The sequence below is a fragment of the Streptomyces sp. NBC_01408 genome (assembly GCF_026340255.1).
Taxonomy (GTDB): domain Bacteria; phylum Actinomycetota; class Actinomycetes; order Streptomycetales; family Streptomycetaceae; genus Streptomyces.
In genome coordinates this window covers 4,510,679-4,532,587 of record NZ_JAPEPJ010000001.1, presented here as the reverse complement: position 1 = coordinate 4,532,587, position 21,909 = coordinate 4,510,679, and the positions used below count along the sequence as shown (strand labels likewise).

Here is a 21,909-nt window from a genome sequence, read left to right as displayed (position 1 = left end):
TCCCGGCCCGGGCACCGGCGTGGTCAGTGCTCCACGCCGTAGTACTGCGCGAGGAAGCCGGTGACGTGGTCCGCGTGCGGGGTCAGTTCCGGCAAGTGGGTGGCGAGGGCGGTGCGCACGGCCCCGGAGAGCTCGGGCAGTGATGTGGCCGCACCCTTGACGTACGGGTCGAGGCGGCGGACCAGCTCGTAGTTGCTCTCCACGTCCAGGCGGTGCATCGCCCGCTCCAGCGGTGCGGCCCCGGCGGCCGGGACCGGCGGCAGGAGCCGGCTGACGAAGGTGACGCGGTGCATGACCCGCCAGCACGGCGGCTTGCGGTCCGACTGGCGGGCCTGGCGCAGGGCTGCCGCGTTGGGGTCGGTGCCGTTCTCCAGCCAGGCCGGGTCGACGACCTTGTGGAAGAAGGTGTCGAAGTGCTCGGTGTCCTCGCCGAGGTAGAAGCTGAGGAACCGGTACGCGTCGACCTTCCCCGGCGCGTTGACCGGCCGCCCCTGGGCGTCGAAGACGGGCTTGCGGCCCGCGTCGTACTGCTGGAGGTTGCCGGACGGCGAGCAGACGACGTTCAGCCCGAAGGAGCGCGTCGCCTCCTTGCCACGCGCCCGCGTCACGGACATCCCGCCGCCGGCTGACGCGTCGAGCTGGGCGCTCACGCCCACGCCCATCACGTCGAACGAGGTGCCGACGGAGGTCCCCGCCGACCCGGAGAGCGAGTACGAGCCGGCGGTCGTCTCGGTGACGGCGTCGGTCGTCTCCGTCGTCTCGGCGAAGAACCCGCCGTCCGCCGTCCAGACGTAGGTGTTGACCAGGTCACGGCGGGAGAAGCCGGCACCGGTCGAGCCTGCGGCGGTGTCGGCACTCCCCCGCCCCGTGCCCGGTGTGGTGTCGCCGCCGATCGCGTTGCCCAGCACCCGGCCCGCCCGTTCGGCGGTGGGGTCGGGGGTGTGGGTGTCGGTGGAGACCGACTCGTAGTAGCCGCGCAGCCGCTGCTGTTCGCGCTGGATGCGCCGTTTGACGGCGTACGCCTCGCGGGGCTTGTAGTAGCTGTACTCGCCGTGGTCCCGGGCGCCGGTGTAGTCGGGGTCGAGGACCTTGCCGCGCTCGTCGTAGCCGACGGTGCCGTCGAGGGTGCCCTGCTTGGTGTAGCGGGGGTTGAGGGGGAAGGGGACGACGTTCCAGTCCTTGGGGATGTCCGGGTTGGGCTGGATGCGGTACGCGACGAGGGCACCGGAGTGCGCGAGGCGCAGCGCGAAGACGTCGGCGGTCTGCGACTGCACGACGGCGAATCCGGTGTTCACGGGGATGTAGCGGCGGCCGAGCGCGGGGTTGAGGGGCTGGAGCGGGTCCTCCCAGCTGCCGGACAGGTCGACCTTCATCGCGCGTGCGGTGTTCTCGCCCTGGGAGACGGCCGTTTCGTCGGCCCAGCTGTTGGAGAACTCCAGGCTGCCGCGCACGCCCGCCGACACCCTGGCCTTGGCGAGGGACTTGGCGACGCCGAAGCCGAGCGGAGCGGTGATCATCCACATGTCGACGTCGACCTCGTTGGAGAGGGCGAAGGAGAAGGCGGCGTCGACGCTGCGCTCCTTGGCCGATGACAGTGAGTGGACGACGTCCTCGGCCTCCTTGAACTCCACCGACGCAACACCGTCGTAGGTCGCGCGGTCGGGGTCGACCGTTCCCGGCGTGAGGTTCTCCGACGGCACGGGCGGGGCGCCCTCCACGTAGCCGACCAGCTGCGGGTCGAACTGCACCTGGCTGACCCACTCGCTGACCAGGTCACCCACCTTGTAGCCGGTGACCAGGTGCCAGCGGCCGCCGTTCAGGTATCCGTACGCCCGCTTGAGCACCCCGAAGGCCTCGCCCTTGGTGGTGTACTGCATGTCGGCGTACTCGGTGACGGCCGGTGCGCCGGTGACCGTCTCGTGGAATGGGGTGCGCATGGCGGCCAGGGCGGAGCGGACCTGGGCGGTGTCGCTGGAGACGGGGGCTGTGGACAGGACGGTGGCGGGGCGGGCGGGTCCCTCCCCCAGCGTCAGATGGTTGCCGCGCAGGCCCTCGTCCCGGACGAGCGGCGACGTCCCGTCGGTGGAGGCCCGGTCGAACGACCAGTAGGCGATCAGGTCCTCCTTCTCGCCCCTGAGCCGGGTGAAGAGGTTGTCCAGGATCTGCTCCTGGGTGCGGGCGGTGCGCCAGATCCGCACCTCCTCGAGGACACCGTGGAAGGCCTGGTCGGCCGTGCCGCCCTTGCGCCGGGCGCCGAGAGAGAACTGGACGTCGCCGTAGTCGGCGAGGTCCGCCGAGTCGAGCGGGTCGCAGGCCACGGAGACGCCGTTGCGGTACAGGCGCAGGGCGCTGCCGCGCGGGTCGGGATTGCGGGTCCATCGGGCGCCGCGCAGCCGGGCCGCGTGCGAACCAGTGGCGTCCGCCGCGGTGTTGCCCGCGTTCTCTTCGAACCGCCAGTGCGCGCTCAGCCCGCGGTCGCGCGCGGACACCGGAGTGCCGAGCCGGGCGGCGTCGCGTGCCGTGCCCCACAGCCGTACCTCGGAGACCACTCCGGTGAAGGTGTGCGTCCGCAGGCCGTCCCGGGCCCGGCCGATGTCGAGAGTGCCGGTGGTGCCCTGGGCGCCGGGGCCCTCGTAGCGGGCGGTTCCGGCTTCGCGGCCGTCGATGAAGAAGCGGATGTCCTGCCACTCCTGGACGTCGACGGACTCCACGAGCTCCACGGTCTGCGTGACGGGCTTGCCGTCCGCGCCGGTGGCCTGGATCTCCTTGCTGCCCTTGTGCTCCTGCATGGACCGGCCACCCTTGCGGACGACGGCGAGGCGGTGGAAGGCCCCGGCTCGGACGGCCTCGGTGGAGGTGGAGCGCACGAGCCGGCCGTCGGGCTCCTCGAAGGCGAACTCCAGCTTTCCGTCGGGCAGGACGAGCAGCCGGTACGGGACGCTGCCGCCGGACCCGTCCGCCGCCCGGCCCTTGGAAAGCAGACCCTGGGTGGCGCCGAGGGCGTCCACGCGGCAGAACACCTCGACGGTCAGGTCGTCGGCGATGTCGAGGCCGTCGTCGTCGGGCACCTCCAGGTACGCGCCGTCGGCCAGCTCGACGGCCCACGACTGCTCGTAGGCGGCGGCCAGGTGGGACCACTCGTGCGGAGCGAAGGCGGCCCGGGTGGCGACGAGGGTACTGCCGACGCCCGCGACGACGCGGTAGCCGGTGTCCTCGGGCTGCTCCAGGGCGGGGGGCGCGGCCGTGGTGGTGACGCCGGCTTGGAGGTGGACGTGCCGCCCGTTGCCGGAACGGTCCAGGACGCCCGGTTTGCCGGCCACCTGGACGTCCTGGCCGGCGTAGGGCCAGTAGCCCTTCAGGCCCGGTTCCTTGCCCGTCAGTCGGCGGTTCTTCAGCTCCCGGATCTCGGCCGCGCTGCGGGCGGTGCCCCACAGCCGGACCTCGTCCATCTCCCCGTCCACGCTGCGACCGAAGGTGAACTGGCCGTTGCCCTGGTAGTGGCCCCCCGCGACGCGCCTGGCCTCCTCGACCCCGTCACGGTAGATCACCTGCTCGCGGGTGGCCGTGTCGTAGACGCAGGCCCAGTGGTGCCAGTCGGTGTCCCGGTAGCCGTAGTTGGTGTTGGCGTCGTCGTGCCAGAACCCGAACGTGAAGGCGCCGGAGTCGCGGAAGCCGATGTGCAGGAAGGTGCCCGGGGCGGACCCCGATCCGTGACCGATGAAGAACTGGTGGCGGTTCTGATCGCCCTTCGGGCGCCTCGCCCAGAACTCCACCGTGAAGTCCTGGCCGGCGAGGCTGAAGCCGTGCTCGGTCCTGGCCCCGTCGCTCACGGCGTCGAAGGCCAGCGCGGGGACCGTCGCGGCGGCCGGGGCGAGCAGCGCGAGGGAGTACGGTACGTCGCCGGTGCGGGCATGGACCACGCGGGCCGCGCCCGCCACCCGTTCGGGGCTGACCCAGGCTTCCACGGTCAGGTCGTGGGTCACCGCGGCCCGCTCCAGCTGGTCTTCGGGCAAGGACGCGAAGGTGCCCCGGCCGTCGAAGGCGTACGCCCGGCCGGGCTTGTCCGCGCGCCAGCGGGGACCGTGTCCGGCGGCGAGGTCGGGCACCAATCCGAGCGGTACCTCCCTGATCCGGCCCGGGTCGACGGCGAGGAGCCGGGAGCCGGCCGACAGCGGCACGCCGGGGCGGCTGCTCTCTGCCTGCCGCGCGTAGTCGTACGCCTGGCCTGCCGTGCCGTTGACGGCGGCGGCGAAGTCGGCGGCTCGGCGCGGCAACCGCCGCCAGATCTCGCTCTCGTCCCCGCGTTCGACGGTGAGCTCGCACAGACCGGCGTCCCCGACGTCCATGATCCGGATGGCCACACCGTCGAGGTCGGTGCCGGCGTCACGCGGGACGAAGGTGAGCGCCGTGCCCTCGGGGCCCGCGAGCTGTCGGCTGGAGCGGGTCACGTGGGTGTCGTAGTAGGTGGCGAAGAACTGCCCGTTGGCGCCCCGGAAGTAGAGCACGACGTTCCCGGTGGCGCTGTCCAGCAGGTACGGCCGGTCCGCGGAGCGGGCGAAGGCCAGCAGGGCGCCGGAGCAGCTCAGCCCGGTGCGGTCGAGGAAGAGCCGCGGCATGGGCAGCGCGATGTCGTCGGCGCCCTTCAGGCCGCCGGTCAGCCGTGCGAGCTCCTCGCGCGCGGCCGTCAGCCCGGCTTGCAGGGCGGCGATCTCGCGCTGCCGGGTGACGAGCAGCTCCCGCTGGGGGCGCAGCTCGGCGAGCTGGGCGTCGAGGGCCTCTACGCGCTTGCCGGCGTCCCGGATGTCGGGGTGCCCGCCGTCGTGGAGGGCGACCCGCTCCAGGGTGATCAGCCCCGCGCCACCGGCGGCCACGGCGGCGGAGTCGTACTGGACGACGCCGTCGCCGAGCCGGTCGGGGGCGCAGACCGTCTTCTCGCTGTGCCGGTTGATCAGGATGACGTGGCCGTCGGGCTGCTCGTAGATGCCGAACAGGGTGTTCCAGGCTCCGGGCTGGCGGGGGTAGACGATGAGCGGGGTGTCGTTGTCCTGGCTATCGCCCAAGACGTTGAGGTCCTTGCCGGTGTGCACGTTGCTCAGGTGGTGGAGCATGGAGCCGTTCCAGCCGGAACCGGGCGGCATCACGATGGTCCACAGCGCCGACTTCGCGTTCTTGTCGGAGGTCCGGATCACCGGCGGGTAGTCGCCGTGCCCGTCGCCCTTGACCGCGAGGTACTGCGGCTTGCCGTCGCGGGTCTGCTTGAGGCGCAGTCGCATCGTCCAGCCCGTCCAGTCCTGGGAGCGGGTGTGGAACTGCCCGCGGAGTCGCTCCAGTTCCGCTACGTCTGCGGTCTGCCGGGTGAGCGCGGCGGCCTCGGTCTCCTTGGCCGCGATGTCCCGGACCACGTCGCGGACCTGGGTCTCCAGCTCGCTGATGGCCTCGACGTCCGTGCTGGCGTCGGGTGCGGCGAGCACCGGAAGTGCCAGCTCGTCCGGGACCTGCGCGAGGCGGCCGTCCCGGCCGACGGCGAAGTCGACGGTGGCTACGTACGCCTCCTCGCTCACGGCGCCGGTCTTCGGGTCGGGGCCCGAGGTGGCGCAGGACAGCAGGACGCGGGCCTGGCGCTTGCCGGGCTTGGGCTGCTGCCCGTAGCCGACGGCGGTTTCCTCCTGCTGGTGGTAGAGCACGGCGGACAGGCCGGAGACGACGGTACGGCCGGTGACGGCGAAGCTGTCGCGGCGTACCCCCGGGTGGTCGCCGAGCGGAGCCGACGAGGTCACCCAGGCCGGTCCGCCGAGGAGTTCTCCGTGGCGGGCGTGGTCGCTCTGGTCGTGCAGGCGGGTGCCGGAGCCCTCGTCGAAGCGGTAGTAGGCGGCGAGGCCGGGGTCGTTGCCGATGAGGCGGACGTGCCGGTCGCGCCTCAGTTCGTCGGCGGTGCGGGCCCGGCTCCAGACGCGGACCTCGTCGAGCTCGGTGCGGGCACTGGCGAACCACAGGGCCTTGCCCAGCAGTAGCGGCCCGGTGCCCGTGTAGTGGGCGGTGGCGGTGCGGCTGCCGATCTCCGCGCCGTCGCGGTAGGCCGTCTGCCTGCGCGTGGCACGCTCGTACACGCACGCCCAGTGGTGCCAGTCGGTGTCCGTGGTCGGTGTGGCCGTGACGAGGTCGTCGGCGTAGAACGCGAACGCGAAGGTGTCGTCGTCGCGGAAGCCGAGGTGCAGGGACCTGCGGTCGGCTCCCTTCGGATCGCCGTGGCCGACGAGGAACTCCTCGCGGCCCGTCGCGGTGCGCCTGGCCCAGAACTCGACGGTGAAGTCGCCGTCGGCGAGCTCCGGGACGTCGGGTACGCGGACGTGGGCGTCGCCCTCGCCGAAGGCCAGGGCCGTCTCCGCGTGGCCCTCGGTGCTGACGACGGGAACCAGCGGCTGTCCGGTGAACGGGCAGGTGCCCGGGCCGCTCTCGTACACCGCGTCGCGGTATGCGGCGTCGGGGCTGGTCCAGGCCTGGGTCCCCTGGAGGTTGAACAGGCCGCCCTGGCCCTGCTCGATGTTGAAGGAGTCGATGCGGTCCGTGGCGTCGTTGTGGGCGAAGAGCTGCCAGCGCTGCCGGCCGTGCACGGCGGTCGGTACGAGCAGGGCGGTGAAGCGCCCGCCGGAGAGGTTCCTCACGAAGGACAGTTCCTGGGTGGGCTCGCGGAAGGGGCGTCCCTCCATGTCCGCGGTGCCCAGGCTGTCCTTTGCCGAGTCGGGGCGGTCCTTGTGACGGCTGCGCCGGTAGCGGGCCTCCAGCACGGGCTTCAACTCACCGCCGACGAGGAGGAACCGGTCGCACAGCAGGGTGTCCGCGACGAGGGGGGTCTTCGCACCGTCACGGTCCAGTACGTAGTCCGTACGGGCGGCGTCCCCGGAGGAGGAACCGTCGGCCAGTTTGTGGACGGCATCGGGATGCCCGGCGTCGACCGACTGGCGCAGCACGACGATGTGGGTGCCGTCGGACAGGGCGTGGAAGGGTGCGAGGGCGGTCAGCCTCGCCGTGGTGGACAGGAACGGGTCCACCTCGTCCGCCTCCAGCCGCTCGCCCTCGGCGGCCTCGATCCTGCCTCCGCGTTTGACGGTCGGCAGGGCGGTGGCGCCGACGGCCGCGAACCCCACGTCGGTGATCTCGCCCGGGAATGGGAGCGGGAGGGGGTTGTCCGACCAGTAGGCGGCGTCGAGTTCGCCCTTGGTCTCGTCGTGCCGCGCCAGGTCCAGGACGGCGTAGAACAGGCGCCGCTGGTCGTCCATGGCCAGGGCAACGGTCGTGCCCTGGTGACGCACCGTGGTGGTGAGAACGTAAGAGCGGTCGCTGTAGACCTTTAACAGATGCTGCTCGACGGACAAGACGTCTCCTGGGTGATCGATGCGGTGGACGAGCCGATAAGGCCCCGCTGACCTGCGCCGCCTCCTTGCCCCCGGCGGGCGCAGTGATCACACGATTGACCGCGGTCCGTGCGACGTCAAGCAGCGGAATGCGCCAGGATGTCCGGAATTGCAACATCGACGGCCGCGTCGGCGCGCGGGCCGCAAACCCTGCACCGGCTCACCGACACCGGCCGGGGCCAGATCGAGGGCCTGGCCGGCCGACCGGCTGCCGAGCCGCGACCGCTACGGGGCCGGCTGCTGCTGAGTGACGCAGTGGATGCCGCCGCCTCCGGCACCGAGGTAGTCGGTGTTCAGCTGTACGACGGTCCGGCCGGGGAAGAGCCGGACGAGGGTGGCCTTGGACGCGGCGTCGGCGGAGGCGTCGCCGAACTGGGAGGAGATCACCGCCCCGTTGCACACGTAGTAGTTGACGTAGGCGGCGACGAACTTCGGGTCGCTCGACCGGATCTTGTAGTAGTCCGGGCCCTGGAGCTTGGTGACCGCCATCGGGGCGCCACCGGCGGTCGTGGACGTGGACAGGATCTGGTACTGCCGGCGCGCGTCCTTCGCGTACGCGTCGCTGTCCGTCGCCATCGGCATCTGGACCAGCGCGCGCCCCGGTGCGAGGAAGCGGGACGTGGCGTCGACGTGGTCGTCGGTGATGTCCTGGTTGTACACGCCGTCGAACCAGATGACCTTGGACGCGCCGTACGCGGTGCGCATCGCGGCCTCGATCCGCGTCTGCGACATCCCGGGGTTGCGGTTGCTGTTGATGATGCTGCTCCGGGTCGCCATCAGGGTCCCGGCGCCGTCCTGTTCGATCGCCCCGCCCTCTGCCACCAGGTCGGCGTACGTGATCGGCACTCCGGCGTAGGCGGCGATCCTCTCGGCGACGAGCTCGTCCCTGGAGTGGGTCTGCCTGTTGCCCCAGCCGTTGAAGTTCAGGCCGACCGCGTCCAGGCCTCCGGCCCCGTTGGTACGGAAGACGGGTCCCGTGTCGCGCATCCAGCAGTCGTCGACCGCGATGGACGTGATCACCGTGACCGTCGGCCCGCACATCGAACGGGCCTTGGACGCACTCGCGGGGTTGGCGCACATGACGACCGGCTCGTACTTCGCGATCGTCCTGGCGATCAGCGCGATGTTCGCCTGGACGCCGCCGAGCCTGCTCCGCCAGATGGTGGTGCTGTCCGGCCAGGCCATCCAGGTGCGGGTGTGCGGTACGTCCTCCGCGGGGACCGCGAAGGCGCCCGCGGGCGAGACCTGGCCGGTCCGGGACGCGGCTCGCGCCGGGCCTTCGGACGTCGCCAGTGTGGCGCCGGCCGCGGCGAGGGCCGCGGCCGTCAGGAATCCGCGTCGGCCGAGGGCTCCGCCGCCCGGCGGCCTGGCTGCTACTGGATCGCTCATCTGTGCCTCCTGTGTCAACTGCCAACGGTGTTACCGTGGTTGGCCGGAAAGGTATGACTGACTGCGGCGGGGCCTGAACGGGCCGCCGCCCCCGCTACGGCAGGGCCCGGCGCGCCGCCGCGATCCCCTCGGGGTCCCAGCCGGGCCGGGGAACGGACTCCAGCAGCAGCCGGGTGTAGGGGTGCTCCGGTGCCGCGAGCACCGAGGCGGTGGGTCCGGCCTCGACGATCCGGCCGTGGCGCATGACGATCACGTCGTCGGTGACGCAGCGGACCACGCCGAGGTCGTGCGTGATGAACAGGTAGCCGATCGCTGTCTGTTCCCGGATGTCGGCCAGCAGGTTGAGGATCTGTGCCTGCACCGACACGTCGAGGGCCGCCACCGCTTCGTCCAGGACGAGGACGGCCGGTTCCACGGCCAGCGCGCGGGCGATGGCGACGCGCTGGCGCTGTCCGCCGGAGAGCCGGCGGGGAAGGGCGTCGGCGGCGCGGGTGCCGAGGCCGACCTGGTCGAGCAGTTCGCGCATGCGCCGCGCGTGATCCGTGCCGGGGAAGTGCAGGCGCAGGGTTTCGCGCAGCACCGCCTCGACGCTGGTGCGTGGGTCCAGGGAGAGGTAGGGGTCCTGGAAGACCATCTGCACTGCGCGGGCGCGGGCCAGGCGTTGTGAGCGGCCGCGGCTGCGTCCCGTACGGTCGCGGCCGTGTACGAGGACCTGGCCGGCATCGGCCCGTTCGAGGCCCACGATGATCCGGGCCGTGGTGGTCTTGCCGGATCCGGATTCGCCCACGATGCCGAGGGAGCCGCCCTCGCGCAGGGTGAACGACACGTCGTCCACGGCTCGTACGTTTCCGTAGGCGCGGTGCAGACCCGCGACTTCCAGCACGTTGTCAGGCATCGACGGCGCTCCCTTCGAGCCGGTCGCTGTGGTGGCACGCCGCGCGGTGTCCGGGTACGCCGGGTGCGGGCAGCGGCTGGGGGGCCTGCGCGTCGCACACCTCGGTGGCGAGGGGGCATCGGGGGGCGAAGGGGCAGCCGTGCAGTTCCTGGCGCAGGTCGGGGGGCTGTCCGTCGATGGCGGCGAGCCTCCCCCGCGGCGCCTCCGGGCGGGGCGTGGAGGCGAGCAGGGCTGCCGTGTAGGGGTGGCGGGGGTACGCCAAGAGCGCTTCCGCCGGCCCGCTCTCGACGATGCGCCCCGCGTACATGACGTAGACCCGGTCGCTGATGGCTGCGGCGAGATCTAGGTCGTGGGTGACGAAGAGCAGGCCGGTGCCGAAGCGTCCGCGGATTTTGGCCAGGAGGGCGATGACCTCGGCCTGGGTCGTGACGTCCAGGGCCGTGGTGGGCTCGTCGGCGAGCAGCAGGGCCGGGTCGCCCATGAGGGCGGCCGCGATCATGACGCGCTGCAGCATGCCGCCCGAGACCTGGCTCGGGTACTTGTTCAGCGCGGAGGCGTCGAGGCCGACCTCGCCCAGCAGTTCGGTGGCCCAGGCGGTCGCGTCCGCCCGACTCGTCTTCTTGGTGAGCCGGACGGACTCGGTGAGGAAGTCGCCGATGCGGCGCAGTGGGTTGATGGCGGCCCGAGGGTCCTGGAAGATCATGGCCACCGTGCTGGTGCGCAGGGCGCTCAGCCGGCCGGCGTTCATGGTCAGGGCGTCCTGGCCGCACACGCGGACGGCGCCCTCGACCGTGGCCCCGGGCGGCAGCAGGCGCAGTGCGCTGCGGGCGGTGAGGGTCTTCCCGGAGCCGGATTCGCCGACGAGGGCGACGGTCTCGCCGGTGCCGACGGTGAGGTCGACACCGTCGAGGACGGGGCGGGCGGTGCCGGGCAGGGTGATCCGCAGCCCTTGGATGTCGAGTGTGTGCGTCGTTGTCATCGAGCCCTCCTGGCTATCCGGTCGGCCCAGCGTTCTCCGACCACGTTGAAGGCGACGACGGTCAGGACGATGACGGCGCAGGGCAGGATCGCGGACAGCGGGTAGCCGTGCTGGATCGCGGTCTGGCCGTCGAAGACCATGCGGCCCCAGTCGGGGGTGAGCGCGGGAACACCGAGTCCGAGGAAGGACAGGGCCGCGAGGTCCATGAGGGCGTAACCGAAGTTGATGGTGGACTGGGCGAGGACGACGGGGGCGATGTTGGGCAGGACGTGGCGCAGGCAGATCTGCGACGAGGAGTGTCCCTGCACCTGGTAGGCGCTGACGTAGGGGCGCTCGCGTTCGGCCAGGACCAGGGACCGGGTGAGGCGGCTGACGTAGGGGAGGTAGGCGATGGCGAGTGCGATGACCGGCGCGATCAGCCCTTCGCCGTGGACGGAGATGATCAGGATGGCCAGGAGCATGCCGGGGAAGGCGAAGACCAGTTCCGTACTGCGGGAGAGGACGGAGTCGAGCCAGCCGCCCTTCCAGGCCGCGGCCATGCCGACGGCGACCCCGGCGACGGTGGAGAAGGCGACTACGCCGAGCGGGCCCAGCAGGGAGGTGCGGGCACCGAGCAGCAGGCGGGACAGGGTGTCACGGCCGGCCGCGTCCACGCCGAGCGGATGTTCGGCGGAGGGGGCGGCGAGCGCGTTGCCGAGGTCGATGGCGTTGGGGTCGTACGGGACGACCCAGGGTGCGAGCAGTGCGGCCGCCACCACGAGGGCGACGAAGCCCAGGCAGATCGTGTAGAGCGGTGACCGGGCCGCCCGGATCCGGGACATGCCGGGCCGGCGGGTCAGGACGGCGGTCATGCGGAGGACCTCCTCGATCCGAGGGTGATCCGCGGGTCGACGAGCGGCAGCATCAGGTCGACGATGAGGTTCACGATCATGAACAGGGCAACGATGATCAGGGAGATGGCCTGGACGGTCGGGAAGTCCTTGGTCGTGGTGGACAGTTCGAGGAGCTGGCCGATGCCGCCGATGCTGAAGGCGGTTTCCACGAGGATCGTGCAGACCAGCAGGGTCGAGACGATGAGGCCGCTCGTGGTGAGTACGGTGCCCAGTGCGTTGCGGAACACGTGGCGGCGGACGACCTGACGCTCGGCAAGGCCCCGGCTGCGCGCCACGGTGACGTGTTCGCCGTCGAGGGCTTCGAGCATGGCGGAGCGGGTGACCCGGGCGAGCATGCCGATCAGGTACAGCGCGAGGGCGACGGCCGGGAGGGTGAGGTGCCAGAGCATGTCGCCGAAGCCGTCTCCCGCTCCGCTGCTGGGGAACCAGCCGAGCTGGACGGCGAACAGGCCCTGGAGCAGCACGGCCGCGACGAACGAAGGCGTGCCGACGGCGAACGTGGTGGTGACGAGGACGGCGGAGTCGGTGGCGCCGCCGCGGACCGAGCCGACCCAGCCGAGCACCAGGCCGACGACCACGACCACCACCAGGGCCATGGCGACCAGCATCAGGGTGCTGGGCAGACGGTCGGCCAGGAGCCGGGAGACGTCGGTGCGGTAGGTGATGGACCGCCCGAAGTCTCCCTGCACCACGTCACCGAGCCAGCGGAAGTACCGTACGAGGAACGGGTCGTCCAAGTGGTACTGGGCGTTGATCGCGGCCAGGGCCTCCGGGGACGCCGAGCGGCCCGCGAGCAGGAAGCTCGCCGGGCTGCCCGGTGCCAGGTACATGGCGCCGAAGACCACGAACGAGGCGGCGAACAGGGTGGCGGCCATCTCGGCCAGCCGTCGCGCCGCGAATCTCAGGAAGTTCACCGGGCCGCACCCACATCAGCGGCCCACGGGTAGTACATGTAGGAGATGGTGGTCGGGGCACCGGTGATCCTCTTGTTGAGGAAGAGCGCGGTGGGCCATTCCGCGACCGGGATCCACAGGAGCTGCTCGGCGGCGTGCTTCTGGAGCTCGGCCTCGATCTCGAGCCGCGGCCCCGTCTCGTAGACGGCTCCGGCCTGGTCGACGAGCGCGTCGTACTGCTCGTCGCTGTAGCCGGCGAAGTTCATGTAGGCGCCGGTCTTGAAGTTCGTCAGCAGGTCCAGCGGGTCGGTGATCGAGTCGTAGTAGGTGAGCGGGAACATGTCGATGCCCTCGCGCGCCGCGGGATCGGTGAACAGCGCGGTGAACGCGTTCGGAGCGATGGTCTTGAGCTGGATGTCCAGGCCGATCTGGGTGCCGGCCGCCTGGACGGCGGTGGCGAGGAGCGATACGTCCTGGCCGATGGAGCTGGTGGCCACGGTCAGGGTCTTGCCGGTGGCCCCGGACTCCTTGATCAGGGCCTTGGCCTGCTCGATGTCCCGGTCGGGGCGCGGCAGGCCGTCGAGTGCGACCTTCAGGGTGCTCTCGGGGGCGGCGGCCCAGGCGGCGCGGGCGGTGAGGGAGTGGGTGACGGTTCCGGCTCCGCCGAGTCCGGCCTCGACGAACCCGGCACGGTCCAGGGCCAGGGACAGCGCGCGGCGGACACGGACGTCGCCGAGCAGGCCCTGCATGTTGGTGATGTTGACGTTGACCGTGCTCAGGCCCTCACCGAAGTACAGGGTGCCCACGCCGCCGGCCCGCAGCCGGGCGTAGCTCTCGGTGGGGATCAGGTACCCGCCGTCGGCTTCCCCGCTGAGCAGGGCGTTGGTGCGGGCGGAGGGGTCGGTCAGGACCCGGAAGACGGCCTTCTCGGACTTGGCCCTGGTCCCCCAGTAGTCGTCGAACCGCTCCAGCTCGATCGACTGGCCCTTGGTCCAGGTGCCCAGCTTGAAGGGGCCGGTGCAGGCGAGGCCGCCGGTGGTGCCGTAGTCCTTGCCTGCGGCCTCGACCCCGGCCTTGGACGCCACCACGCCCGCGGCGGTCGCCATGTACTGGGGGAACTGGGAGTCGGGCTTCTTGAGCTTGACGGTGACCTGGAGCGGGCCGGTCTTGGTCACGGAGTCGACGTTCTGGAAATTCTGGGCCCAGGCCGCGGCATTGTCCGGATCCATCTGCCGGCCCAGGCTGTGGACGACGTCGTCGGCGCTCATCACGCCGCCGTCGTGGAAGCGCACGCCGGGGCGGAGGTCGTAGACCCAGGTGGTGGGGTTCGGGTTCGAGGCCTTCTGCGCCAGGCCGGGTTCCGTCGTGAGCCCCGGCGTCCAACGCATGAGGCTTTCGCAGACGTTGGAGAGGATCGTGTTCTGCGGGTAGTCGAACGCCATCGTGTAGTCGAGCGTGGGCGGCTCGGCGTAGACCGCCCAGGTGAAGGAGTCGATCTCGCCCTTGGCCTCTGGCGTCGTCTTCGACAGGGTGACCTCGGCGACGGGGCCCGCCGCGTTCTTGGGCGGGCCGGAGCAGGCCGCGAGCACGGCGAAGGAGGCCAGGACCGCGGTGGTGGCAGCGAGCCGACCGCGCGGAACGCAGGTACGTCTCGCGGTTCGGGGCGGGGGGGTGGTCATCGTCGCGCTCTCTTTCCGTACGTGATGCGGGTGGCTGACGGACCGCGGGGCCGGCCCGTCAGGGGCGGTCGGTCTCCGGTCAGCCGGTGGCGCCCACTGCGGGTATCTGCTGGGTGATGCAGTGGACGCCACCGCCGCCGAAGGCGATCGCGAGCGCCCGCACGCCGACGACCTTGCGGCCGGGGTAGGCAGCCGCGATCACGGCGAGGGCTTCCTCGTCCTGGGGCAGACCGGCCACGGGGACGACGACGCCGTCGTTGGCCACGTAGTAGTTCAGGTAGGACACCTCGATCTCACCGCCGGCCACGTCGGCGAACGCGGTCTGGGGGACGTCGACGATCTCCAGCTGCCGGCCCTGGGCGTCGGTGGTCGCCTCCAGCACCGCGCGGTTGGCCCGCATCCGGGCGTAATCGGGGTGCGCGGGGTCCTCGGGCAGGGAGACGACCACCTTGCCGGGGGCCGCGAACGCGCAGACACCGTCGACGTGGCCGTCGGTCTCCGTGTCCAGCAGACCGCCGTACGGAAGCCAGACGACCTTGCTGACGCCGAGCCGGGACTTCAGTTCGGCTTCGATCTCGTCCCGGTTCATCCCCGGGTTGCGGTTGGGGTGCAGCAGGCACTGCTCCGTGGTGATGAGCGTGCCCTCACCGTCGACGGTGATCGCCCCGCCCTCCAGGATCATGTCGGAGTGGATGCGCTCGACCCCGAGGTGCTCCAGCAACCGTCCGCTGACCCGGTCATCGGCGTCGTACGGGTGGTGCTTGCGGCCCCAGGCGTTGAAGCGGAAGTCCACACCCGCGCGGTGACCGTCTCCGTCGAGCACGAACAGCGGAGCGGAGTCACGGAACCACGAGTCGTCCAGCGGCAGTTCCACGACCGTGACCTCCGGTACGCACCACGAGCGGGCGTCGGCGCCGTGGCCCGGCGGGGCGACCATCGTCACCGGCTCGAACCCGGCGATGGCGCGGGCGACGTTCGCGTACTCCTCCTTGACGTCGTCCAGCACGCTGCCCCACAGGTCCGTGCGGGTGGGCCAGGCCATCAGACACCCGTCGTGCTCGGACCACTCGGCAGGCATACGGAAAGCAGTCATCACGTGTCTCTCTCATCTTTTCGCCAGAAGTACCGGTCGACGGCGGACAGTTCGGCGCTAGGCCAGATCCAGCCATGAGGCGGGTACGCGGTGGTTGGAATCTTCCACTCGACTGAAAATTCAGTCAAGAGCTTGAGCAGCGCATCCACCAGGATTCTGAAATTCCTGTCAGGCTGCTTGTTGGGGAGTGCGGGTCACAGGAAGTAGAGGCGGCTCAGGGAAACCTCCTGGGCCGGCTCCGAGCGCAGGGGCGTCCCGTCGAGAGTGACCAGGCCACTGCGTGCGTCCACCTGCACCTCACCCAGGCGGGCGTTGTGAACCATGTCCGCGGGCCCGATCCCCCGCGTGCCCCGCACAGCGACCCGTCGGCGGCGGGTCACCATCGCGTCGTGAGGGCTGCCGGACGACCCCGCCTCGGCCGCCGCACGGCTGACGAAAGCCACCGAAAGGTCCGCCGGCGCGGCTCCGTAGCCTCCGAACAGCGGACCGAGCACCAGCGGTTCGCAGGAATCGGTGGCGGCGTTGGGGTCGCCGGTGACCCCGTAGGCCGGGAAGCCGGACTTCAGGACCATCTGTGGCTTGGCGCCGAAGAACTGGGGGCGCCACAGCACGATGTCGGCGAGCTTGCCGACCTCGATGGAGCCGATCTCGTGGGCCAGGCCGTGGGCGATGGCGGGGTTGATGGTCAGCTTGGCCATGTAGCGCAGGACGCGGGCGTTGTCGTCGCCCTCGCCGTCGCCTTCCAGGGGGCCCAGTTCGCCCTTCATCTTGGCGGCCATGGCGAAGGTGCGGCGGATGGTCTCGCCGGCGCGGCCCATGCCCTGGGCGTCAGAGGAGGTGATGCCGATCGCGCCCAGGTCGTGCAGTACGTCCTCGGCGCCCATGGTGCCCGCGCGGATCCGGTCGCGGGCCATGGCCGCGTCGCCCGGGAGGTCCGGCTTGAGGGCATGGACGGAGACGATCATGCCGTAGTGCTCGGCGACCGCGTCCCGGCCGAAGGGCAGGGTGGGATTGGTGGAGGAGCCGATGACGTTCGGCACGCCCGCCATCTTCAGGACGTTGGGTACGTGTCCGCCGCCGCAGCCCTCGATGTGGAAGGCGTGGATGGTCCGGCCGTCCAGCACCCGCAGGGTGTCCTCGACCGTGAGGCACTCGTTGAGGCCGTCGCTGTGCAGGGCGACCTGGACGTCGTACTCCTCAGCCACCCGCAGGGCGGTGTCCAGGGCGCGGGTGTGCGCGCCCATGTCCTCATGAACCTTGAAGCCTGAGGCGCCGCCCTCGGCGAGCGCCTCGACCAGCGGCGCCTCGTGGGAAGAAGAACCGCGGGCCAGGAAGCCGATGTTGACCGGCCAGGCGTCGAAGGCGCTGAACCCGTGCTTCAGCGCCCACGGGGAGTTGACGCCGACACCCCAGCTCGGCCCGATCTCCTGACCGATGATCGTGGTCACGCCGGAGGCGAGGGACGCCTCCATGATCCGCGGGGAGAGCAGGTGGACATGGGTGTCCACAGCACCTGCGGTCGCGATCAGACCTTCACCGGAGATCATGGTCGTCCCGGTGCCGACGACCACGTCGACCCCTTCGAGGGTGTCGGGGTTGCCGGCCCGGCCGATCGCGTGGATCCGGCCCTCGCGGATCCCGACGGAGACCTTGCGGAGGCCGAGCACCGCGTCGATGACCAGCACGTTGCTGATGACGACGTCACAGGTCTCGCGGACGGCGGCGGCCTTCAGGTGCAGGCCGTCGCGGGCGGTCTTGCCGAAGCCGGCCAGGAACTCGTCACCGGGCAGCTGCGAATCGGACTCCACCCGCACGACGAGACCCGAGTCACCGAGGCGGACCCGGTCGCCCGCGCGAGGACCGTGCACAGTGGCGTACTCGTGCGGGTCGATGTGCCGGCTGCCCGGCGCGCAGTGATCGCTATGCCTGGTCTGCCTGCTCATGACTGTGCTCCTCGTGAGTCCTCGGCGCCCAGGTAGCCACCGGCGACGGCCCGGCGCAGGGCCTCCTCCTTCGCGCCGGGCGCGTCCAGCGGCCCGTCCACCAGACCGGCGAAGCCGATCGCGATCCGAGCACCGCCGATCGGCACCAGCTCGACTTCCACGGACTCGCCGGGCCCGAAGCGTGTGGAGGATCCCGCCGGTACGGCCAGACGCATCCCGTAGGCGGCGGCGCGGTCGAAACCGAGGCGGGGATTCGCCTCGAAGAAGTGGAAATGGGAAGTGACGCTGACCGGCACCGTGGCGGTGTTGCGCACCGTGAGGGCTGCGGACGGACGGGGTCCTTGCACGGTCTCCGAGACCGGGATGACCGCACCCGGGGCGCTGGGATCCCAGGGCCGGTCTCCGAACGGGGCGCTGACCACGGCCAGACGCGTACCGTCCTCGAAGACGGCCTCGACCTGGATCTCGGTCACCACGTCCGCCACTCCGGGCAGCACATCGTCCGGCCCCAGCACCGCACGACCGCGGGCGACGGCGGCAGCGAGACGCAGGCCGTCACGGGCCGCCTCGCAGACCGTGTCCGCGATGAGTGCGGTCGCTTCCGGGACATTCAGACGAAGCCCTCGGGCACGACGGGACCGCGCGAGTTCGGCAGCGGTGAACAGCAGTAGTCGGTCACGCTCAGTGGGGGTCAGAGCCATGAGTTCATTCCCTTCCTCCGGAAGGTGAGCAGGACGCCGGCGCGGGATCACTCTGACACTGACTGAAAAATCAGTCAATCCATGGGATGTGCGGAACTGCGCCCGAGCAGCTCTCGGATCTCAAGACGATCGACACGGCAGGAATCGCACGTACCCCCTCGCCGGGCGGCAGCCCTGGCGTGGGGCTACTTCTGGCGCAACCGCGCCAATTCGGCGTCGATCGCGCCTTCCATCAGCGCACGCGCGTGAGCCATCTGCAGTCCGCCGCTGAGCCAGCGCATGCTCAGCCCCTCCAGGAGGGCGGTGAGCCGCTCACCGGCTGCGGCCAGTGCCGCCGCCGGGGCCATCGGCTCCACCCGGCCCAGCAGAGCGGCCACCTCCTGAACCCACACCAGGGTCGCCCTGGCCAGGTCCTCCCGCAGCACCTCGTCGAAGACGGCGCTCGCCCGCAGCTCGCCCCAGGCGGAACTGTTCTCCCTGACCTCGGCGGTGTCCTGGAGCTCCAGGAGGAGGGTCTGAGCGAGTTCTTCACGGGGGCTGAGCGGTTCCGCGTCCACGTCACGGGTCGTGGTGTAGCGCTCGGCCCGGTCGTTGATGAACTCGAGCGTCTGCCGCAGGAGCCCGGTACGGTCCTTGAAGTGGTAGTAGAGCAGCGAGGTGGATACGCCTGCCTCGGCGGCCACTTCCTCCACGCGCAGGCCACGGACTCCGCTCCTGGCAATCACCCGGGCGGCCGCTTCGAGGATGTGTGTACGTCGGGCCATGCGGCGAACCTTACCCGGCCGCTCCTGACCACACGGAATCGGTCGCCGGGTCACGCTCCCCTCGCCGCCCGAGCCGAGCCGGCCGCCCGATCACCCATTAACTGAAGATTCAGTCAATGTGAGACGATGCCCGTCGAGACCACCAGGAGGGATCAGGCAGTGACGGACCGCAGAACGGCAATCTTGGAGGCGGCCGCCCGGCTCATAGCCCGGCGGGGGGTCCGCGGGCTGCGAGTGGAGGAGCTCGCGGCCGAAGCCGGGGTGTCCACAGCGCTCGTCTACTACCACTTCAAGGACCGGGCCGGCATTCTCCGTCGCACCCTGGAGTTCATCAACGACCGGGCAGAGCGGTACACGAGCGGTCTGGACGACGTGGACGCATCCCCGACCGACCCGCGCAAGACCTTGGAGCAGTCCCTCCTGCTCGAATTCCAGGACATGGCCGCGGTGCGCGAGAACAGCACGGCGTGGGGCGAACTCCGCGCCAGCGCGATCTTCGAGCCCGAGCTCCGGGAAGATCTCGCCAAAGCCGGACTGACCTGGGTCCAGGAAGTCGCCTTCCTCCTCGCGTGCACACAGCCGATGACACCCGCCCCCGCACTCACGGCCTCCGCCGAGCGGCTGACCGCGCTGCTCGAAGGGCTCAGCATGCGCTGGCTCAGCGGCGTGCTGCACGTGACGCACGCCCGCGAACTCATGCTGGAAGCCGTCGAAGTGGAACTGGGGCATCTGGGCCGACCGGGTCGGCACTGACGCCCCTGCCGACCCATGCCGCTCCACGCCTCCCCATGCCTCTCGCCGACAGGGCGCCCGCTTCCAGATCAACGCACCATCCAAATTGACTGAAACTTCAGTCAGTGCGAGAGTGGCGATATGGCGCCCCACCCGCCTTTGGCTGGTCCGGCCCCCCGCACACGGTGTACCGACGCCCTGTGCTCCAGCCAGGCCCAGGCTGCGATCCCTGCGCCATGCGTCCCCGCGATGCTCATCGCCGCCGGATAGCTTCGTCCCGCCAGTTCATGATCGGAGTCAACCGTGTCCGAACTTCCCCCCTCCCGCCGTACGGCCCTTCGCACGTTCGCCGGTTTCGGCATGCTCGCCCTCGGCGCCTCTGCGTGCGGCCCCGGTGGGGCCGGGCAGCCCGGGGCCTCCGCCACCGTCACCGCCACCGGCCAGGCCCCCAAGCCGGCCGGAGCCCGGAGGCTGGGCGCCGAGTGGGAAAGCCACACGCGCACGTTCATGTCCTGGCCCTCCCTGAAGTCCGTCTGGGAGGAAGACCTGCCCTACGTTCGGGAGGACATCGCCCGTGCGGCACGGGCGATCGCGGAGTACGAGCACGTCGTGCTGATGGCCAGGCCCGATCAGCAGGCCGCGGCCCAGAAGGCGTGCGGCTCCGAGGTCGAGGTCATCCCCGTGGAGGTCGACGACCTGTGGGCCCGTGACACCGTGCCGGTGTTCGTGGAGGAGGGCGGCAAGGTGATCGGCGTCGACTTCAACTTCAACGGCTGGGGAAACAAGCAGGAGCACAAGAACGACGCCCAGGTCGGCCGCACCCTGCTGCAGAAGTACGGGGTCCCCCGCACCCAGGCGCCGCTCGTGGCCGAGGGAGGCTCCTTCGAGACCGACGGCGAGGGCACCCTCCTGATCACGGAGAGCTCGATCGTCAACGACAACCGCAACCGCGGGAAGAACCGGGACCAGATCGAAGCCGAACTCAAGCAGACCCTGGGCGTCGAGAAGGTGATCTGGCTGGCCGGGGTGCGCGGCGAGGACATCACCGACGCCCACGTGGACAGCCTCGTGCGATTCACGGCGCCCGGTGTGGTCCTCCTGGACAAGGCGTCCCCCGGTATGCCCGCCGACTCCTGGTCCCGCTCGGCCGACCAGGCGAAATCCGTTCTCACCAAGGCGACCGACGCCAGGGGACGGCGCCTGGAGGTCATCGATCTGCCGCAGCCCGACCTGGACAAGATCACAGGCCACGGCGACGACTTCGTATCGACGTACGCCAACTTCTACGTCGCCAACGACGCCGTGTTCATGCCCCGCTTCGGCGACTCGAAGGCCGACGACCGTGCACGCGGGATCCTGCAGGAGCACTTCCCCAAGCGGGACATCGTGCTGGCCAAGATCGACACCATCGCCTCGGGCGGCGGCGGCATCCACTGCTCCACCCACGACCAGCCCGGCAGGCCCACCGCGTAACGGCGGAACTCACCTTCCGAGCCCCGTCGGCGGCGGGGAAGGCCACACGCACGGCTTGGTCCTCACCAGTGTCGTGATACCCGGCGGGGCGCGCACACGGTCAGTTCCCGTGGGCGGTGATCGCGTAGCCCTCGGGGCCGATGAAGGTGAACATCCGGCCGAACGGGCCGTCCTCCGGCTCCCTGACGATGGGGATCCCGGCAGCCTGGAGGCGGTCATGCAGGGCTTGGGCGTCGCTGGTCCCGAACCACAGGGCAACGCCGACGCCGGGGCGTTCCACGCCGTCGAGGTTCACGCCCGGCAGGGGTTCACGGACGGCGAATGCGACCGGCTCGGTGCTGAACACCACGGCGCCGGGGGGCGAGGCCGGCGCCCGGCGCAGTCCGAGGTGGGTCTCGTAGAAGGCGGCGGCCGCGTCGACGTCACGCACCTGCAGTGAGATGAAGTCCGGTCCGGTGACGGAAACGGTCGTGGTGGTGGTCATGGGAGCTCCTCAGGCGCGTTTCAATGTCAGGACTTTGACATAGGTGACGTTAGGCACTCCGGTCCATCTATGTCAAACTCCTGACATGACTGATCGGCCGACCTCCATCTCCGCCTCCGCCCCGACCGGCGACGTGACCGAGCGCTTGGGCTACCGCCTCAAGCGTGCCGCCGCCGCCCTGCGCGGCGCGATGGACAAGGCCTTGCGCGAGTACGGCCTGACCGTGCCGCAGTACGCCTGCCTCGAACTGCTCGACCAGCAGCCCGGGCTGTCCAACGCCGAACTCGCCCGCGGCACCTTCGTCACCCGGCAGTCCATGAACGTCGTCCTGCGCGGCCTGCAGGACACCGGCCTCATCACCCGCGCGGCCACCACCGAACGCGGCCGCGCCCTGCCCACCCATCTCACAGAGGAGGGCCACCGGCGCCTGGCCGCGGCGCGCTCCGCCGTCTACGCCATCGACCGGCGGATGACCGACGCCGTCCCGCCGAAACGCGTCGACGCCCTCCTCGAAGACCTGGACCGGATGGCGGAGGCCCTCGGCGAGTGAACGGTCCGCAGCGCCACGACCGCCCCTAC

At 70.8% G+C, this 21,909-nt stretch carries 15 protein-coding genes; 3 read left to right on the top strand and 12 right to left on the bottom strand.

Going from position 1 to position 21,909, the window contains the following annotated elements; translation table 11 throughout:
• Window positions 1-23: 23 nt before the first annotated feature.
• The 11 genes from OG447_RS20630 to OG447_RS20580 form a co-directional block, all read right to left on the bottom strand.
• Window positions 24-7,373: a LamG-like jellyroll fold domain-containing protein gene (locus tag OG447_RS20630; RefSeq protein ID WP_266938304.1), complete on the bottom strand. Its 7,350-nt coding sequence runs from the start codon at window positions 7,371-7,373 to the stop codon at window positions 24-26.
• A 264-nt stretch (window positions 7,374-7,637) separates the two neighbouring features.
• Window positions 7,638-8,801 (bottom strand): agmatine/peptidylarginine deiminase, encoded by a 1,164-nt coding sequence (locus OG447_RS20625; protein ID WP_266938303.1) that lies wholly within the window; start codon window positions 8,799-8,801, stop codon window positions 7,638-7,640.
• Window positions 8,802-8,895: 94 nt separating this feature from the next.
• Window positions 8,896-9,696: an ABC transporter ATP-binding protein gene (locus OG447_RS20620; RefSeq protein ID WP_266938302.1), complete on the bottom strand. Its 801-nt coding sequence runs from the start codon at window positions 9,694-9,696 to the stop codon at window positions 8,896-8,898.
• The gene (locus tag OG447_RS20615) at window positions 9,689-10,675 is read right to left on the bottom strand and encodes an ABC transporter ATP-binding protein (RefSeq protein WP_266938301.1); all 987 of its coding nucleotides are present in this window, start codon (window positions 10,673-10,675) and stop codon (window positions 9,689-9,691) included. The genes OG447_RS20620 and OG447_RS20615 overlap by 8 nt, the downstream gene beginning before the upstream one ends.
• Window positions 10,672-11,526: an ABC transporter permease gene (locus OG447_RS20610; protein ID WP_266938300.1), complete on the bottom strand. Its 855-nt coding sequence runs from the start codon at window positions 11,524-11,526 to the stop codon at window positions 10,672-10,674. Before OG447_RS20610 ends, OG447_RS20615 begins: the two co-directional genes overlap by 4 nt.
• A complete protein-coding gene (locus OG447_RS20605; protein ID WP_266938299.1) occupies window positions 11,523-12,482 on the bottom strand; it encodes an ABC transporter permease in 960 nt (319 codons plus the stop codon). Before OG447_RS20605 ends, OG447_RS20610 begins: the two co-directional genes overlap by 4 nt.
• On the bottom strand, window positions 12,479-14,140 hold the full coding sequence (locus OG447_RS20600) for an ABC transporter substrate-binding protein (protein ID WP_266938298.1): 1,662 nt from the start codon (window positions 14,138-14,140) through the stop codon (window positions 12,479-12,481). The genes OG447_RS20605 and OG447_RS20600 overlap by 4 nt, the downstream gene beginning before the upstream one ends.
• Before the next feature lie 79 nt (window positions 14,141-14,219).
• Entirely contained in the window at window positions 14,220-15,233 is a 1,014-nt protein-coding gene (locus tag OG447_RS20595) for an agmatine/peptidylarginine deiminase (protein WP_266938297.1), read from the bottom strand.
• 194 nt (window positions 15,234-15,427) lie between these two features.
• The gene (locus tag OG447_RS20590) at window positions 15,428-17,176 is read right to left on the bottom strand and encodes an urease subunit alpha (protein ID WP_266938296.1); all 1,749 of its coding nucleotides are present in this window, start codon (window positions 17,174-17,176) and stop codon (window positions 15,428-15,430) included.
• On the bottom strand, window positions 17,173-17,877 hold the full coding sequence (ureA, locus tag OG447_RS20585; RefSeq protein ID WP_266938294.1) for an urease subunit gamma: 705 nt from the start codon (window positions 17,875-17,877) through the stop codon (window positions 17,173-17,175). Before ureA ends, OG447_RS20590 begins: the two co-directional genes overlap by 4 nt.
• Window positions 17,878-18,062: 185 nt before the next feature.
• Complete coding sequence (locus OG447_RS20580; protein ID WP_266938293.1) at window positions 18,063-18,641, bottom strand: TetR/AcrR family transcriptional regulator; 579 nt, start codon at window positions 18,639-18,641, stop codon at window positions 18,063-18,065.
• Window positions 18,642-18,800: 159 nt separating this feature from the next.
• Between OG447_RS20580 and OG447_RS20575 the strand changes: the two genes are divergently transcribed.
• A complete protein-coding gene (locus OG447_RS20575; protein WP_266938292.1) occupies window positions 18,801-19,394 on the top strand; it encodes a TetR/AcrR family transcriptional regulator in 594 nt (197 codons plus the stop codon).
• A gap of 282 nt (window positions 19,395-19,676) precedes the next feature.
• A complete protein-coding gene (locus OG447_RS20570) occupies window positions 19,677-20,846 on the top strand; it encodes an agmatine/peptidylarginine deiminase (protein WP_266938291.1) in 1,170 nt (389 codons plus the stop codon).
• Between the two features lie 100 nt (window positions 20,847-20,946).
• On the opposite strand, the gene OG447_RS20565 is transcribed toward OG447_RS20570, so the two are convergent.
• On the bottom strand, window positions 20,947-21,330 hold the full coding sequence (locus tag OG447_RS20565) for a VOC family protein (protein ID WP_266938290.1): 384 nt from the start codon (window positions 21,328-21,330) through the stop codon (window positions 20,947-20,949).
• 85 nt (window positions 21,331-21,415) lie between these two features.
• Between OG447_RS20565 and OG447_RS20560 the strand changes: the two genes are divergently transcribed.
• Window positions 21,416-21,880 carry a MarR family winged helix-turn-helix transcriptional regulator gene (locus OG447_RS20560; RefSeq protein WP_266938289.1) on the top strand — a complete coding sequence of 155 codons (465 nt, stop codon included), beginning with the start codon at window positions 21,416-21,418 and terminating at the stop codon, window positions 21,878-21,880.
• Window positions 21,881-21,909: the final 29 nt, after the last annotated feature.